15 protein-coding genes and 1 tRNA gene are annotated in these 12,763 nt (G+C 75.2%); 8 read left to right on the top strand and 8 right to left on the bottom strand.

Annotation, left to right across the window (positions count from 1 at the left end; genetic code table 11):
• Positions 1 to 13: 13 nt before the first annotated feature.
• The 7 genes from ISOVA_RS03245 to ISOVA_RS03215 form a co-directional block, all read right to left on the bottom strand.
• Positions 14 to 535: a hypothetical protein gene (locus tag ISOVA_RS03245; RefSeq protein WP_041294761.1), complete on the bottom strand. Its 522-nt coding sequence runs from the start codon at positions 533 to 535 to the stop codon at positions 14 to 16.
• The gene (locus ISOVA_RS03240; protein WP_041294760.1) at positions 532 to 1,167 is read right to left on the bottom strand and encodes an RNA polymerase sigma factor; all 636 of its coding nucleotides are present in this window, start codon (positions 1,165 to 1,167) and stop codon (positions 532 to 534) included. The genes ISOVA_RS03245 and ISOVA_RS03240 overlap by 4 nt, the downstream gene beginning before the upstream one ends.
• Before the next feature lie 264 nt (positions 1,168 to 1,431).
• Positions 1,432 to 2,145 (bottom strand): 50S ribosomal protein L1, encoded by a 714-nt coding sequence (gene rplA / locus ISOVA_RS03235; RefSeq protein WP_013837824.1) that lies wholly within the window; start codon positions 2,143 to 2,145, stop codon positions 1,432 to 1,434.
• A 100-nt stretch (positions 2,146 to 2,245) separates the two neighbouring features.
• Positions 2,246 to 2,677: a 50S ribosomal protein L11 gene (gene rplK / locus ISOVA_RS03230; RefSeq protein ID WP_013837823.1), complete on the bottom strand. Its 432-nt coding sequence runs from the start codon at positions 2,675 to 2,677 to the stop codon at positions 2,246 to 2,248.
• A 103-nt stretch (positions 2,678 to 2,780) separates the two neighbouring features.
• Positions 2,781 to 3,590 carry a transcription termination/antitermination protein NusG gene (gene nusG, locus ISOVA_RS03225; RefSeq protein ID WP_013837822.1) on the bottom strand — a complete coding sequence of 270 codons (810 nt, stop codon included), beginning with the start codon at positions 3,588 to 3,590 and terminating at the stop codon, positions 2,781 to 2,783.
• A 77-nt stretch (positions 3,591 to 3,667) separates the two neighbouring features.
• Positions 3,668 to 3,928, bottom strand: coding sequence for a preprotein translocase subunit SecE (secE, locus tag ISOVA_RS03220; RefSeq protein WP_013837821.1), 261 nt, complete (start codon positions 3,926 to 3,928; stop codon positions 3,668 to 3,670).
• 133 nt (positions 3,929 to 4,061) lie between these two features.
• Positions 4,062 to 4,137, bottom strand: a tRNA-Trp gene (locus ISOVA_RS03215).
• A gap of 220 nt (positions 4,138 to 4,357) precedes the next feature.
• Between ISOVA_RS03215 and ISOVA_RS03210 the strand changes: the two genes are divergently transcribed.
• The 5 genes from ISOVA_RS03210 to ISOVA_RS03190 are packed head-to-tail and all read left to right on the top strand — an operon-like array spanning position 4,358 to position 9,035.
• Positions 4,358 to 5,275, top strand: a complete 918-nt coding sequence (locus ISOVA_RS03210; protein WP_013837820.1) for an ABC transporter ATP-binding protein — start codon at positions 4,358 to 4,360, stop codon at positions 5,273 to 5,275.
• Positions 5,272 to 6,129, top strand: coding sequence for an ABC transporter permease (locus tag ISOVA_RS03205; RefSeq protein WP_013837819.1), 858 nt, complete (start codon positions 5,272 to 5,274; stop codon positions 6,127 to 6,129). The genes ISOVA_RS03210 and ISOVA_RS03205 overlap by 4 nt, the downstream gene beginning before the upstream one ends.
• Positions 6,116 to 7,363 (top strand): sensor histidine kinase, encoded by a 1,248-nt coding sequence (locus ISOVA_RS03200; protein ID WP_013837818.1) that lies wholly within the window; start codon positions 6,116 to 6,118, stop codon positions 7,361 to 7,363. Before ISOVA_RS03205 ends, ISOVA_RS03200 begins: the two co-directional genes overlap by 14 nt.
• Positions 7,360 to 7,992, top strand: coding sequence for a response regulator (locus ISOVA_RS03195; RefSeq protein WP_013837817.1), 633 nt, complete (start codon positions 7,360 to 7,362; stop codon positions 7,990 to 7,992). Before ISOVA_RS03200 ends, ISOVA_RS03195 begins: the two co-directional genes overlap by 4 nt.
• A 20-nt stretch (positions 7,993 to 8,012) precedes the next feature.
• Positions 8,013 to 9,035 (top strand): adenosine deaminase, encoded by a 1,023-nt coding sequence (locus ISOVA_RS03190; RefSeq protein WP_013837816.1) that lies wholly within the window; start codon positions 8,013 to 8,015, stop codon positions 9,033 to 9,035.
• A gap of 46 nt (positions 9,036 to 9,081) precedes the next feature.
• Here the strand turns inward: ISOVA_RS03190 and ISOVA_RS03185 are convergent, their stop codons facing one another.
• Positions 9,082 to 10,173 carry a DNA glycosylase AlkZ-like family protein gene (locus ISOVA_RS03185; RefSeq protein WP_143762041.1) on the bottom strand — a complete coding sequence of 364 codons (1,092 nt, stop codon included), beginning with the start codon at positions 10,171 to 10,173 and terminating at the stop codon, positions 9,082 to 9,084.
• A gap of 96 nt (positions 10,174 to 10,269) precedes the next feature.
• On the opposite strand from ISOVA_RS03185, the gene ISOVA_RS03180 reads away from it, so the two are divergent.
• From ISOVA_RS03180 to ISOVA_RS03170, 3 genes are all read left to right on the top strand, one after another.
• Entirely contained in the window at positions 10,270 to 11,511 is a 1,242-nt protein-coding gene (locus ISOVA_RS03180) for a sensor histidine kinase (protein WP_013837814.1), read from the top strand.
• Positions 11,508 to 12,173 (top strand): response regulator, encoded by a 666-nt coding sequence (locus tag ISOVA_RS03175; RefSeq protein WP_013837813.1) that lies wholly within the window; start codon positions 11,508 to 11,510, stop codon positions 12,171 to 12,173. Before ISOVA_RS03180 ends, ISOVA_RS03175 begins: the two co-directional genes overlap by 4 nt.
• A gap of 133 nt (positions 12,174 to 12,306) precedes the next feature.
• The gene (locus tag ISOVA_RS03170; protein ID WP_013837812.1) at positions 12,307 to 12,594 is read left to right on the top strand and encodes an SHOCT domain-containing protein; all 288 of its coding nucleotides are present in this window, start codon (positions 12,307 to 12,309) and stop codon (positions 12,592 to 12,594) included.
• Positions 12,595 to 12,763 lie beyond the last annotated feature (169 nt).

The raw sequence follows: 12,763 nt of genomic DNA, 5'->3' as shown, positions 1-12,763 counted from the left end.
TCGTGCGGTCGGGTCAGAGCTCGACGACGGGCGTCGTCACGGCGGGGGCGTCCTCGCCTTCGGCGGGGCGCACGAGCAGGCTCGCCTGGCCCCGGTCGACGGACTCGAAGACGAACCGGCCGTCGTCGTCCGTCGTCGTCGCGCGGGTGCCACCGGGCTGCCGCAGCTCGACCACGACGCCGTCGCCGGCGGGCGCGACCCAGCCGTCGACGCGGACGTGCTCGCCGTCGTCGGCCGCGGAGAGCGCGATCATCACGGTCAGCCGCTCGTGCGTGAAGGTGATGGTGCGCGCCTCGAGCGGCGGGGCCTCGCCGCGCACCGAGCCCACGGGGGCCTCGATCAGCTGCAGCTCCATGACCTCGGCCTCGAGCCCGGCGAGCGTCATCGCGAACAGCGAGCGCTCCACGAGACCGTCGGGGACGGGGTCGATCGCCGTGACGACGCGGGCCAGCCGCGAGAGCACCGCGACGTCGGTCCCGTCCATCGGCTGGTCGGCACCGGGCACGTCGTGCATCGGGTCGTCGGTCCAGTTCATGTCCACGAGGTCTCCCCCTCTTCGGTGAGGACGGCCCGCAGCTTGGCGAGGCAGCGTCCCCGAGTCGCGCCGATGCTTCCCACCGGCATGCCGATCGCCGCGGAGATCGCCCTGTAGTCGGGCCGGTCCGCGAGCGAGACGAGCCGCAGCAGCTCCTGGCAGCGCGCCGGGAGGCGGCGCACCGCCGCCCACAGGAGGCGGTCGCGCTCGTCGCGCAGCACCTCCTCCTCCGGGCCCGGGCCGGCGTCGGGCAGCGTCGCCGTGCCCTCGGCCACGTCGTCCGGCAGCTCGGTGCGCCGGCGGACGTCGTCGCGGCCCTTGCGCACGGTCTCCCAGGCCCCGCGGCGCGCCGTGACCAGCAGCCACTTGAGGACGGCCTTGGGTTCGGAGATCGTGTGCGCGTGCCGCACGAGCGCCGCCCAGGTGCTCTGCACGACGTCGTCCGCGGTCTGCGGGTCCACACCCTGCGCGCGCACCGTGTGCCACAGCAGCGGCGTCGCCTCGCGCACCAGGTCGCTCAGCGCGTCGGTCCGCCCCTCGCGGTACTCGAGGATCGCGTGCGCCGCCCGGTCACCCAGGCTCTCGCCCGCGCTCTCCAGGTCGTCGGTTCGGTGCTCGCTCGGGCGGGTCATGGGGGAAGGCACCACCTCGTGGGGGGTCGAGGGGCCGTTCGGCCCCGTCGTCGGACTCCACGAGCCTAGGACCGTCTCGGCCCGTCGGGAACGCTCGTCCGTGCTGCCCATCCGCATTTCACCCACCCTCCGGCGCGGTCGTCGTCACGGGGAAGGAGGGACCGCCGCGCGTCCTGATACACCTGCGGGTGAAAAGTCTCGGGACGCACGACGGCCCGGCACCCGCGAGCGGGTGCCGGGCCGTCAGCCTCTCGGGTCAGCGGCTCAGGCCGCCTCCTCCAGGAGCTTCGTGGTGCGCGACTGGTCGAGCGGGATGCCCGGGCCCATCGACGTCGCCATCGTGGCCTTGGTGATGTACCGGCCCTTCGACGACGACGGCTTGAGGCGCAGGATCTCCTCGAGCGCGGCGGCGTAGTTCTCCACCAGCGCCTTCTCGTCGAACGAGGCCTTGCCGATGATGAAGTGGAGGTTCGCGTGCTTGTCGACGCGGAACTCGATCTTGCCGCCCTTGATGTCGGACACGGCCTTGGCGACGTCCATGGTCACCGTGCCGGTCTTCGGGTTCGGCATGAGGCCGCGGGGACCGAGCACCTTGCCGAGGCGACCGACCTTGCCCATGAGGTCCGGCGTGGCGACGGCCGCGTCGAAGTCGGTGTAACCGCCGGCGACCTTGGTGATGAGCTCGTCGCCGCCGACCTCGTCGGCGCCGGCCGCGCGGGCCTCCTCCGCCTTGGCGGCGTTCGCGAACACGATCACGCGGGCCGTCTTGCCCGTGCCGTGCGGCAGGTTGACGGTGCCGCGGACCATCTGGTCGGCCTTGCGGGGGTCGACACCCAGGCGGAACACGACCTCGACGGTCGCGTCGAACTTGGTGGTCGCCGTCTCCTTGGCGAGGCGGACCGCCTCGAGCGGCGTGTAGAGGCGCTCGCGGTCGATCTTCTCGGCTGCGGCCCGGTAGGCCTTGCTGCGCTTTGCCATCTGCATACTCCTTCTGCAGTCGTGGTCGTCGGGTCTGCGCGGACCCTGCCACGTGCCCGGCGACGGTCGCCGGGACTTGCGGGCGTCAGCCCTGGACGGGTCAGTCCTGGACGGTGATGCCCATGGAACGGGCCGTGCCGGCGATGATCTTCATCGCGGCCTCGACGTCGTTCGCGTTGAGGTCGGCCATCTTGGTCTGCGCGATCTCGCGGACCTGGTCCGAGGTGAGGCTCGCGACCTTCGTCGTGTGCGGCGTCGGCGAGCCCTTGGTCACGCCCGCGGCCTTCTTGATGAGCTCCGCCGCCGGCGGGGTCTTCGTGATGAAGGTGAACGAGCGGTCCTCGTAGACCGTGATCTCGACCGGGATCACGTTGCCGCGCTGCGACTCGGTGGCCGCGTTGTAGGCCTTGCAGAACTCCATGATGTTCACGCCGTGCTGACCGAGCGCGGGGCCGATCGGCGGCGCCGGCGTCGCGGCACCGGCGTTGATCTGGAGCTTGATGAGGCCGGCGACCTTCTTCTTGGGAGGCATGTGCGTTCCTGAGCTTTCTGTTCGTGGGCCGACGCCGTGGGCGATGACCCGGTTGCATGCTGTCGCCGCGGGACGCGGCACGCCGGCGGCGCCGGCGGGTCGGTCAGATCTTGGCGACCTGGTTGAACGACAGCTCGACCGGGGTCTCCCGGCCGAAGATGGAGACGAGGACCTTGAGCTTCTGGGCCTCGGCGTTGATCTCCGAGATCGTGGCGGGCAGCGTGTCGAACGGGCCGTCCGTGACGGTGACCGACTCGCCGACCTCGAAGTCGACCTCGACGGGCGCCTTGGCGGCCCCGCCCGACGCCGCGGCGGCGGGCTTGCCGGCCTCGGGGGCGGGGGCCAGCGTGGGCGCCAGCATCGAGAAGACCTCGTCCAGCGTGAGCGGGACGGGCTGGTGCGTGTGCCCGACGAAGCCGGTGACGCCGGGCGTGTGCCGCACGGCGCCCCACGACTCGTCGGTGAGGTCCATGCGGACGAGGACGTAGCCCGGGATCCGGACGCGGCGGACGGTCTTCTTCTGCGCGTTCTTGATCTCGGTCACCTCCTCCATCGGGACCTCGATCTGGAAGATGTAGTCCTCCATGTTCAGGCTCTGGATGCGGTTCTCCAGGTTGGCCTTCACACGGTTCTCGTACCCGGCGTACGAGTGGATGACGTACCACTCGCCCGGCTGCGAGCGCAGGGTGCGCTTGAACTCCGCGACGGGGTCGGTGACGACGTCGCCGTCGGCGTCCGCGGGGCGCTCCTCGGCGACCTCGTCCGTCTCCTCGGCGGCCTCGGCGCCGGCGGCGGCGTCGCCGTCGACGACGTCGCTGGTGTCGCCGGGCACGTCGAGGTCGGCCTCGGCGCCGGCGGCGTCGGGCTGCGTGGGGTCGACGTTCTCGGTCTGCTCCAGCGGATCCTGGGACACGGACGAACCTGCTTTCTGACTGTCAGTGTGTGGTGGGACGACGCGGCCACCACGGGCCGCGCGACGCCTGCCGGACCTCAGCCGAACAGGGCCAGGGTGCCCCGACCGATGAGGTAGTCGAGGACCGTGACGAACAGCATCACGACCGTCACGAAGACGAGCACGACGCCGGTGTAGTTCAGCAGCTCCGACCGCGTCGGCGTGACGACCTTGCGCAGCTCGGCGACGACCTGGCGGACGAAGAGGGCGATGCGGGAGAACACGTTGCGGTTCTTGCCCGGACCGGCCGTGGCACCCTCGACGTGGGACCCTGCGGCCTCAGCCGGCGACTCGCTCACTTGCACTACCCCGTTTCGAGATCAGCCGCACGCACGGCGCCTGCCGGCAGACGCGCGAGCGGCACAGACTCCTGGCGTTCCGGGGTCACGCGGCGCGTGGCCCCGCTGCGCGCGGCCCCGCGGGGGATCACGCTGGCAGGGTAGACAGGACTCGAACCTGCAACCTGCGGTTTTGGAGACCGCTGCGCTACCAATTGCGCCACTACCCTTCGTGCTTCACGCCGACCTCGACCGTGCGCCCAGGGCGCGTTCGATCATGGCGGGCGTCAACCACCGAGGGACAACTGTACGCGACGCGGGCGCCTGGGTCGAACCCGGTCCGTGGACCCCCTCCCGGCCCGGCTCGGACCGGGGTCCACCGATCGGTGGACCCCGGGTTCGACCGGCCGAGCCTCACGCGGACGCACCCCGCACGGCCACCCTGGGAGCATGACGACGACGGACACGACCGCGGGCACGCCGGCAGGCGGCACCGGCACGACGACGGAGCTCGCCGTGCGCGTGCGCGGTCTGCGCAAGCGGTACGGCGACAAGCGAGCCGTGGACGGCCTCGACCTCGACATCGCGCGCGGCGAGATCGTCGCGGTCCTCGGTCCCAACGGCGCGGGCAAGACGACGACCGTGGAGATCCTCGAGGGCTACCGCGAGCGCGACGAGGGCGACGTGCGCGTGCTCGGCGAGGACCCGGCGACCGCGGGCCGGGCGTGGCGCGCCCGCATCGGCGTCGTCGCGCAGGACTCGCGCGACCGCGCCGAGCTCACGGTCGTCGAGGAGGTGCGCTCGACCGCGCGCTACTACCCGGCCCCCGCCGACCCGCACGAGGTGATCGCCGCCGTCGGGCTCGCCGAGAAGGCCCGCACGCGCGTGCGGGCCCTGTCCGGCGGGCAGCGGCGGCGCCTCGACGTGGCGCTCGGGATCGTCGGGCGGCCCGAGCTGCTCTTCCTCGACGAGCCGACCACGGGCTTCGACCCGCAGGCGCGCCGCACGTTCTGGGCGCTCGTGCGCGGGCTGCGCGAGGACGGCACGACCATCCTGCTCACGACGCACGACCTGCACGAGGCCGCGTTCCTGGCCGACCGCGTCGTCGTCGTGCGCGACGGCGGCGTCGTCGCGACCGGCACCCCCGACACGCTCGGCCGGCCCGAGGCCCGCACGCCCGTCGTGTCCTGGACCGACCCCGACGGGACGCACCGCTCGGAGCGCACCACGACGCCCACGGCGCTCGTCACCCGCCTCGCGTCGACCGCCGCGGGGCCCGGCGGCGAGGTCGCCGACCTGCGCGTCACCCGCCCCACGCTCGAGGACGTCTACCTCGGGCTCGTCGCCCCCGAGGAGGACGACCGATGACCACCACGACGGCCCCCGCGGCGCGCCGCACGCCCGCCGCGTCCCTGCCCGGCGCCGCGCGCCTGTCCCTCGTGCGCGCGGGCCTCGAGCTGCGCCAGTTCTGGCGCGAGCGCGACGCGGTGATCTTCATCTTCGCCTACCCGATCGTCATGATGGCGATCTTCTCGACGGTGTTCGGTTCCGCCGAGCAGGGCACCGAACAGGGCATGACCGTCGACTTCGCCCGGTACTTCCTGCCCGGCATGATCGCCACGGGCGTCATGCTCACGAGCTTCCAGTCGCTCGCGATCGCGATCGCCGTCGAGCGGGACGACGGCACGCTGCGTCGTCTGCGCGCGACGCCGTTGCCGGCGTCGGCGTACTTCGGCGGCAAGGTGGTGCTCACGATCGCGACGTCGGTCGTGCAGACGGCGATCCTGCTCGCGGTCGCGGCGCTCGCCTTCGACGTGCCGCTGCCCACCGACCCGGGGCGGTGGTTCACGTTCGCATGGGTGTTCCTGCTCGGGACCGCCACCGGCACGGTGTGCGGGGTCGCGTTCTCGTCGCTGCCGCGCTCGGGCCGCTCGGCGACCGCGGTCGTCACGCCCGTCGTGCTCGTCCTGCAGTTCACCTCGGGCGTGTTCTTCGCGTTCTACATGCTGCCGGGGTGGATGCAGACGGCGTCGTCGCTGTTCCCGCTGAAGTGGATCGCGCAGGGCATGCGCTCGGTGTTCCTGCCCGAGGAGATGGTCGTGCTCGAGCCGGGCGGGTCCTGGCAGCACGCCGAGACCGCTGGTGTACTGGTCGCATGGCTCGTGGTCGCCCTGGTCGTGGGGATCCGCACGTTCCGGTGGCGTCGCCGTGACGACGGCTGACGCGCCGCCCGCCGGCAGCCCGTACGCGGCGTGGGAGCGGCAGGTGGTCTGGTGGGACCTCGGCTTCGCGCTCATCGTGACGCTCACCGGGGTCGCCCTGCCGCTCGACGGCGTGCGCGGCACTCCCCTGCTCGTCGCCTACGCGGCGCTCGCGACCCTCGTGGTCGCCTACGTCGCGGCGGGCGGGCCCGCCGCGCGCACGCGCGACCAGCGCCGGGCGCGCGCGTACGTCGCCGTGATGGTGGCGGGCGTGGCGGTCGTCGTGGGCGTGGGCGGCGGCACGGGCACGTTCCTGCTGTTCATCGGCTTCACGCACGTGTGGATGCTGCTCGAGCCCGTCCGGCACGCGATCGTCGGGTGCGTCGTCCTGGGCCTCGCGGTCACGGTCGCCCTGAGCTCGACCGAGGGGTTCGAGGCCGCCGAGCTGGCGCGCGTCGCCCCGCAGATGGGCGTCGCGCTCGTGTTCGCCGTCGGGCTCGGCCTGTGGACGTCGCTGACCATGCGGCGGGCGGACGAGCACGCGCGCCTCGTCGGCGAGCTCCGGGCGGCGCAGGCCGAGCTCGCGGCGTCGAACCACGCCGCGGGCGTCGCGGCCGAGCGCGAGCGCATGGCCCGCGAGATCCACGACACGCTCGCGCAGGGCTTCACCTCGGTCGTGACGCAGGCGCAGGCCGCCATCGCGGCGCTCGACCGCGGCGAGCACGACGCCGCGCGCGAGCGGCTGCGGCTCGTCGAGTCGACCGCGCGCGAGAACCTCGCCGAGGCGCGCGCGCTCGTCGCCGCGTTCGCCCCCGTCCCGCTGCAGAACGGCACGCTCGCCGAGGCCCTGCGCCGGCTCGCCGACCGCTTCGCGGCCGAGACCGGCATCGCCGTCCGGCTCGAGGTCGCCGACGACGGCACCGGCGGCCCGGCCGTCCCCGCCGGCGGCACGGGCGTCCCGCGCGACGCCGCGTCCGACGTCGTGCTCCTGCGCGCGGCGCAGGAGGCGCTCGCCAACGTGCGCCGCCACGCCGACGCCCGCGCGGTCACGGTGCGCCTCGACCGCGACGCCGGGACCGTGGGGCTCGAGGTCACCGACGACGGCCGCGGCCTGCCGCCCGGCCATGCCGACGGCATCGGGCTGTCGGGCATGCGCGAGCGCGTCTCGGCCGTCGGCGGCTCGATCGACGTCGGCCCCGGCGACCGCGGCGGGACCCGCGTGCGGGTGCGCGTCCCCGTGGCGGGCGGCGCATGAGCGGCGCGACGCACCCCGGCGTGCGGGTGCTCGTCGCCGACGACCACCCCGTGGTGCGCTCGGGCATCATCGGCATGCTCGCGGGCGAGCCCGACCTCGAGGTCGTGGGCGAGGCGCCCGACGGCGCGGCCGCGGTCGCGCTCGCGGCCGAGCTCGCGCCCGACGTCGTGCTCATGGACCTGCGCATGCCCGTGCTCGACGGCGTCGGCGCGACCGCGCGCATCGTCGGGACCGGGCCGTCCGTCGTCGTGCTCACGACGTACGACACCGACGCGGACATCCTGCGCGCGGTCGAGGCCGGGGCCACCGGGTACCTGCTCAAGGACACGCCGCGCGAGCAGCTCGTCGCGGGCGTGCGCGCGGCCGCACGCGGCGAGACCGTGCTGGCCCCCGGCGTCGCGACGCGCCTCGTGACCTCCGTGCGCACGGCGGGCGAGCGCCTCACCTCGCGCGAGGCCGAGGTGCTCGCGCTCGTCGCGCGCGGGCTGTCGAACGCCGCGATCGGGCGCGAGCTCTTCATCGCCGAGGCGACCGTCAAGACGCACCTGCTGCGCGTGTTCGCCAAGCTCGGCGTCGACGACCGCACCGCCGCCGTGACGGTCGCGCGGGACCGCGGCTGGCTGCCCTGACCCGGTGCGAGACTGGGCGGGTGCGCGACCTGTCGAAGCTGCCCAAGGCCCACCTGCACCTGCACTTCACGGGGTCGATGCGCGTCGAGACGCTGCGCGAGCTCGCGGCCGAGCACCGGGTCCGGGTCCCGTCGGCGCTCGTCGACGACGACCCGCTGCGCGTCCCCGCCGACGAGCGCGGGTGGTTCCGGTTCCAGCGGCTCTACGACGCCGCGCGCGCGTGCGTGCGCGGCGAGGCCGACATGCGCCGCCTCGTGGACGAGGCCGCCGCGGACGACGCCGCCGAGGGCTCCGGCCGCCTCGAGATCCAGGTCGACCCGACGTCGTACGCGCCGTTCGTCGGCGGCATCACGCCCGCGGTCGAGATCGTGCTCGACGCCGCCAAGGCCGCGAGCGCCGCGCACGGGATCGAGGTGGCCGTCGTGGTCGCGGCGTCGCGCATGCGCCACCCGCTCGACGCGCGGACCCTCGCGCGGCTCGCCGCCCGGTACGCGGGCGAGGGACCCGGCGAGGTCGTGGGCTTCGGGCTGAGCAACGACGAGCGGCACGGGGACACCGCCGAGTTCGCCGCGGCGTTCCGCATCGCGCACCGCGCGGGCCTGGCGTCGGTGCCGCACGGCGGCGAGCTGCTCGGGCCGTCGCACGTGCGCGAGGTGGTGACGGCGCTGCGGCCCGACCGGCTCGGCCACGGCGTGCGGGCCGGCGAGGACCCGCGGCTGCTGGCCGAGCTCGTCGCGGACGGCGTCGCGTTCGAGGTGTGCCCCGCGTCGAACGTGGGCCTCGGCGTGTACCCCGCGCTCGCGGACGTGCCGCTCGGCAGCCTGGTCGACGCCGGGGCCCAGGTGGCGCTCGGCGCGGACGACCCGTTGCTCTTCGGCTCGCGGCTGCTCGACCAGTACGAGACCGCCCGGCACGTCCACGGCTTCTCCGACCCCGAGCTCGCCGACCTGGCGCGGTCGTCGATCCGGGCCTCGCGCGCGTCGTCGGCCACCAAGGCGCGGCTGCTCGCGGGCGTCGACGAGTGGCTGGCGTCGCCGGCCTGACCTGCGCCCTGGCGGGGCGTCGCGGGGTCGGATCCAGACGTCGAGGTCAGAGGTCGAGGTCGAGCCGCAGCCAGCGCGCGAGGCCCTCGAGCTCGCCGGTCACGGCGGCGGTGAGGTCGGCGTCGAACGGCACGTCCTCGTGGACCGCGGCGACGCGCAGCACGCCGGCCCGGCGGTCGGCGGCCGCGTCGACCTTGGCGACGAACCGCTCACCGTGCAGCACGGGCAGCGCGAAGTAGCCCCAGCGCCGGCTCGCCCGCGGCTTGTACATCTCGAGCGCGTACTCCCAGTCGAAGACCTGCAGCAGGCGCTCGCGGTCGGCGACGAGACCGTCGAAGGGCGAGAGCACGGCCGTGCGCGGCTCGAGCGGCTCGTCCGCCCGCTCGAGAGCCTCGGGGTCGACGACCCACGCGCCGTCGGCGCCCTCGACCTCGGCCGGCACGCCCGGCAGGGCGACACGGTGCGGCTCGCCGGGCAGCCCCGGGAGCCGCGGGCGTGCGAGCCCCAGCGCCCGCAGGCGGCGTGCGGCGCGCTCGGCGACCGCCTCCGCGTACGGGACGGGCTCGACGTCGGGGTACACGCGCGCGGCGAGGTCCCACAGCCGCTCGCGTCCCCGGCGCCCGGCGATCGCCACCTGCCCCGCCAGCGCGAGCAGCTCGAGCACCTGGGTGACGTTGCGGTCGCCCGTCCAGCCCGTCGACCGCCACGGCCGCACGCTCGTGTCGGGGATCTCGCGCGAGGTGAGCGGGCCGTCGGCCTCGAGCAGCCGCAGCACGTCGGCCCGGAACGCCGCGTTGTCGTCCCACCACGCGCGCCGCCAGTCGTCGGCGGGCGGGAACGCCGCCATGACGGGGAGGTGGAGCGGGAGGTCCTCCATGGAGCGGACTCCCCCGGCGAGCTGGAAGAGCATCCCGTCGGCGACCGCGTCGTCGACCGCGCCCGGCCAGTGCGCCTCGCCGAGCCGCGACCACGGCACGAGGTCGACCGAGGGCGCGACGGCCGCCGTCGGGCCCACGGGCAGGAAGGTCAGGTGCTCGACGACCGCGAGCAGGTCGTCCGGGCGCCGGGCGTCGAGCAGCTGGGCCCGCACCGCGACGCGGCGGGCCTGCGCGCGCGTCAGGCGCACGGGCGTCCTCACGCCCCGCACGCTACTCCCCCGGTACGACGCCGGTACGACACCGGGCGGCACCCCGGTCGGACGCGCCCCGCCCCGCCCCGGCGTACCGTGCGACGCATGGACCGTGGCCCGCTCGACCGGCGCCGCCCGCGCCTGTTCCTCGCGGTGGCGCTCGCGGTCGTCGTGGTCGTCGGGACGTCGGGTGCGTCGCACTGGCGGCCGGGGTCCCGGGACCTCGACGCGCTCGGCCTGGCGCTCGCGCTCGTGCCGCCGCTCGTCGTCGCGACCCTGCCGCGCCGGCCGGCGGCCGCCGTCCTCGCCGCCGCGGGCGCGCTCGGCACGTACCTCTCGCTGGGGTACGCCTGGGGCCCGGTCGTCGGCGCGGCCGTGGCCGTGCTGGTCATGGTCGTGCTCACCGGGCCGGCGCGCCGCGCCCGCGTCCTCGCCTGGGCGGGCGCGGCCGTCGTCGGCGGCGCGGTGGTGGCGGCCGCGACCCTGCGCGACGACGCGCCGCGCCCCGCCGGCCTGCTCGGCGGGGCCGCGTGGACCGTCGTCGCGCTGCTCATCGCGGGCGCGATCCGGGAGCGCGTCGCGCGCGCCGCGGCGCTGCGGGCCGCGCGCGAGGAGCGCGAGCGCACCGCCGTGGCGACCGAGCGGCTGCGCATCGCGCGCGAGGTGCACGACGTGCTCGCCCACTCGCTCTCCGCCATCAACGTGCAGGCGGGCGTGGGCCTCCACCTGCTCGAGCGCGACCCGGAGCAGGCGCGCTCGGCCCTCACCTCGATCAAGGCCACGAGCCGCGACGCGCTCGACGAGGTGCGCGCGGTGCTGGGGGTCGTGCGAGGCGAGGCGGGCGAGCCGCGCACGCCGACCTGGGACCTGGGCGGCCTGGACCGGCTGGCCGGGCCGCTGCGCGACCGGGGCGTCGACGTGACGCTCGACGTCGACCTGGCCGTCCACCCGTCGCCGCCGGCGCAGGTCCCGCGGCACCTCGTCGGCGTGGCGTACCGCGTCGTCCAGGAGGCCCTGACCAACGTGGGCCGGCACGCGCCCGGCGCGAGCGCCGTCGTCGTGCACGTGGGGCGCGACGACGAGAGCGACCCCGCGGTGCTCCGCGTGCGCGTGTCCGACGACGGCGGCCCGGTCGCCCCGGGCCCGCCCGGCTACGGGCTGCGCGGCATGCGGGAGCGGGTCGAGGGCGTCGGCGGCACGCTGCGGGCGGGACCGCAGGGGCCGGGGTTCGTCGTCGACGCGACCATCCCGATCCCCCGCCACCCCTCGGAGCTGTCAGGCCCACGCCCCGGTATACCGGCGCGTGGGCCTGACAGCTCGGGAGCGGGAGAGGGAGGAACGGCATGATCCGGGTGCTGCTGGCCGACGACCAGGCCCTGGTGCGCGGCGGCTTCCGCGCGCTCGTCGACTCCGAGCCGGACATGACCGTCGTGGCGGAGGCGGCGACGGGCGACGAGGCGGTCGCGCGCACGCTCGAGACGCTGCCCGACGTCGTGCTCATGGACGTGCGCATGCCCGGGCTCGACGGGCTCGAGGCGACCCGGCGCATCGTCGCGGACCCCCGCGCGGGCGGGGTGCACGTCGTCGTGGTCACGACGTTCGAGCTCGACGAGTACGTGGCCGAGGCGATCCGCGGCGGCGCGAGCGGCTTCCTCGTCAAGGACACCGAGCCCGCCGATCTCGTGCGCGCGGTGCGCGTGGCGGCCGCGGGCGACGCGCTCCTGTCCCCCGGCGTGACGCGCCGCCTGCTCGCGCGCGTCGCGGACGCGACCCGCGACGTCGCCTCCCCGCCCGGGCTCGACCGGCTCACCGCGCGCGAGCACGAGGTGCTCGTCGAGGTCGCGGGCGGCTGGTCCAACGAGGAGATCGCCCGCCGCCTCTACCTGTCGGAGTCGACGGTCAAGACGCACGTCTCGCGCGTCATGACCAAGCTCGGGGCGCGCGACCGGGCGCAGCTCGTCGTCGCCGCGTACGAGGGCGGCGTCGTCCGCCCCGGCTGGTCGGGCTGACCGGTCCACCGGAAGACGGCACCGGAGGTGGACGCGGGACGGCACGCCCGGGGGACGACGGCGACGCAACCCGCGCAGGACGGTGGTACCGACGGCCCGCACCGGGCGGGCCACCGTCACGAAGGAGACCGACATGCTCACGACGAGCGCCCTGGCCGCCTCGCTCGCGGGGCACCCGCACGCCTGGGGTGCCGCGGGCGGGGGCCCGGGCTGGTGGGTCGTGTTCCCGATCCTGTGGTTCCTGCTGTTCGTCGCGATCGTCGTGCTCGTCGCACGGCGCGCGCGTCGCGGCTTCGGCCCGCCGTGGGGCCGCGAGGGATCGCCGGCGTCCGTGCTCGGCGAGCGGTACGCCCGCGGCGAGATCGACGAGTCCGAGTACCGGCACCGGCTGTCGGTGCTGCGGGGCGAGACCAAGGGCTGACGCAGGACCCAACGTTTCCGTGCCGCGGGGCGTCACAGGTCACGAGACGGTCGTGCGAGGGCACGGCAGATCACGACACGGTGACGATCCGCGGTACGGAGGCGTCGTCGGCTCGCCTTCGAGGCCGTCGCACGGCACGGTAGGAGTCCGCGACCCGCGGCTGCGCCGG

The sequence above is a fragment of the Isoptericola variabilis 225 genome (genome assembly GCF_000215105.1).
Classification (GTDB): domain Bacteria; phylum Actinomycetota; class Actinomycetes; order Actinomycetales; family Cellulomonadaceae; genus Isoptericola; species Isoptericola variabilis_A.
Note: the sequence above shows the minus strand (reverse complement) of the source record. Positions and strands in the feature narration are given on the sequence as shown.

What these genes read in the sequence shown, in the direction of transcription:
- ISOVA_RS03245 (WP_041294761.1), bottom strand. Translation starts at nt 535, where the DNA reads ATGAACTGGACCGACGACCCGATGCACGACGTGCCCGGTGCCGACCAG.
- ISOVA_RS03240 (WP_041294760.1), bottom strand. Translation starts at nt 1,167, where the DNA reads ATGACCCGCCCGAGCGAGCACCGAACCGACGACCTGGAGAGCGCGGGC.
- rplA (WP_013837824.1), bottom strand. Translation starts at nt 2,145, where the DNA reads ATGGCAAAGCGCAGCAAGGCCTACCGGGCCGCAGCCGAGAAGATCGAC.
- rplK (WP_013837823.1), bottom strand. Translation starts at nt 2,677, where the DNA reads ATGCCTCCCAAGAAGAAGGTCGCCGGCCTCATCAAGCTCCAGATCAAC.
- ISOVA_RS03210 (WP_013837820.1), top strand. Translation starts at nt 4,358, where the DNA reads ATGACGACGACGGACACGACCGCGGGCACGCCGGCAGGCGGCACCGGC.
- ISOVA_RS03205 (WP_013837819.1), top strand. Translation starts at nt 5,272, where the DNA reads ATGACCACCACGACGGCCCCCGCGGCGCGCCGCACGCCCGCCGCGTCC.
- ISOVA_RS03195 (WP_013837817.1), top strand. Translation starts at nt 7,360, where the DNA reads ATGAGCGGCGCGACGCACCCCGGCGTGCGGGTGCTCGTCGCCGACGAC.
- ISOVA_RS03180 (WP_013837814.1), top strand. Translation starts at nt 10,270, where the DNA reads ATGGACCGTGGCCCGCTCGACCGGCGCCGCCCGCGCCTGTTCCTCGCG.
- ISOVA_RS03175 (WP_013837813.1), top strand. Translation starts at nt 11,508, where the DNA reads ATGATCCGGGTGCTGCTGGCCGACGACCAGGCCCTGGTGCGCGGCGGC.
- ISOVA_RS03170 (WP_013837812.1), top strand. Translation starts at nt 12,307, where the DNA reads ATGCTCACGACGAGCGCCCTGGCCGCCTCGCTCGCGGGGCACCCGCAC.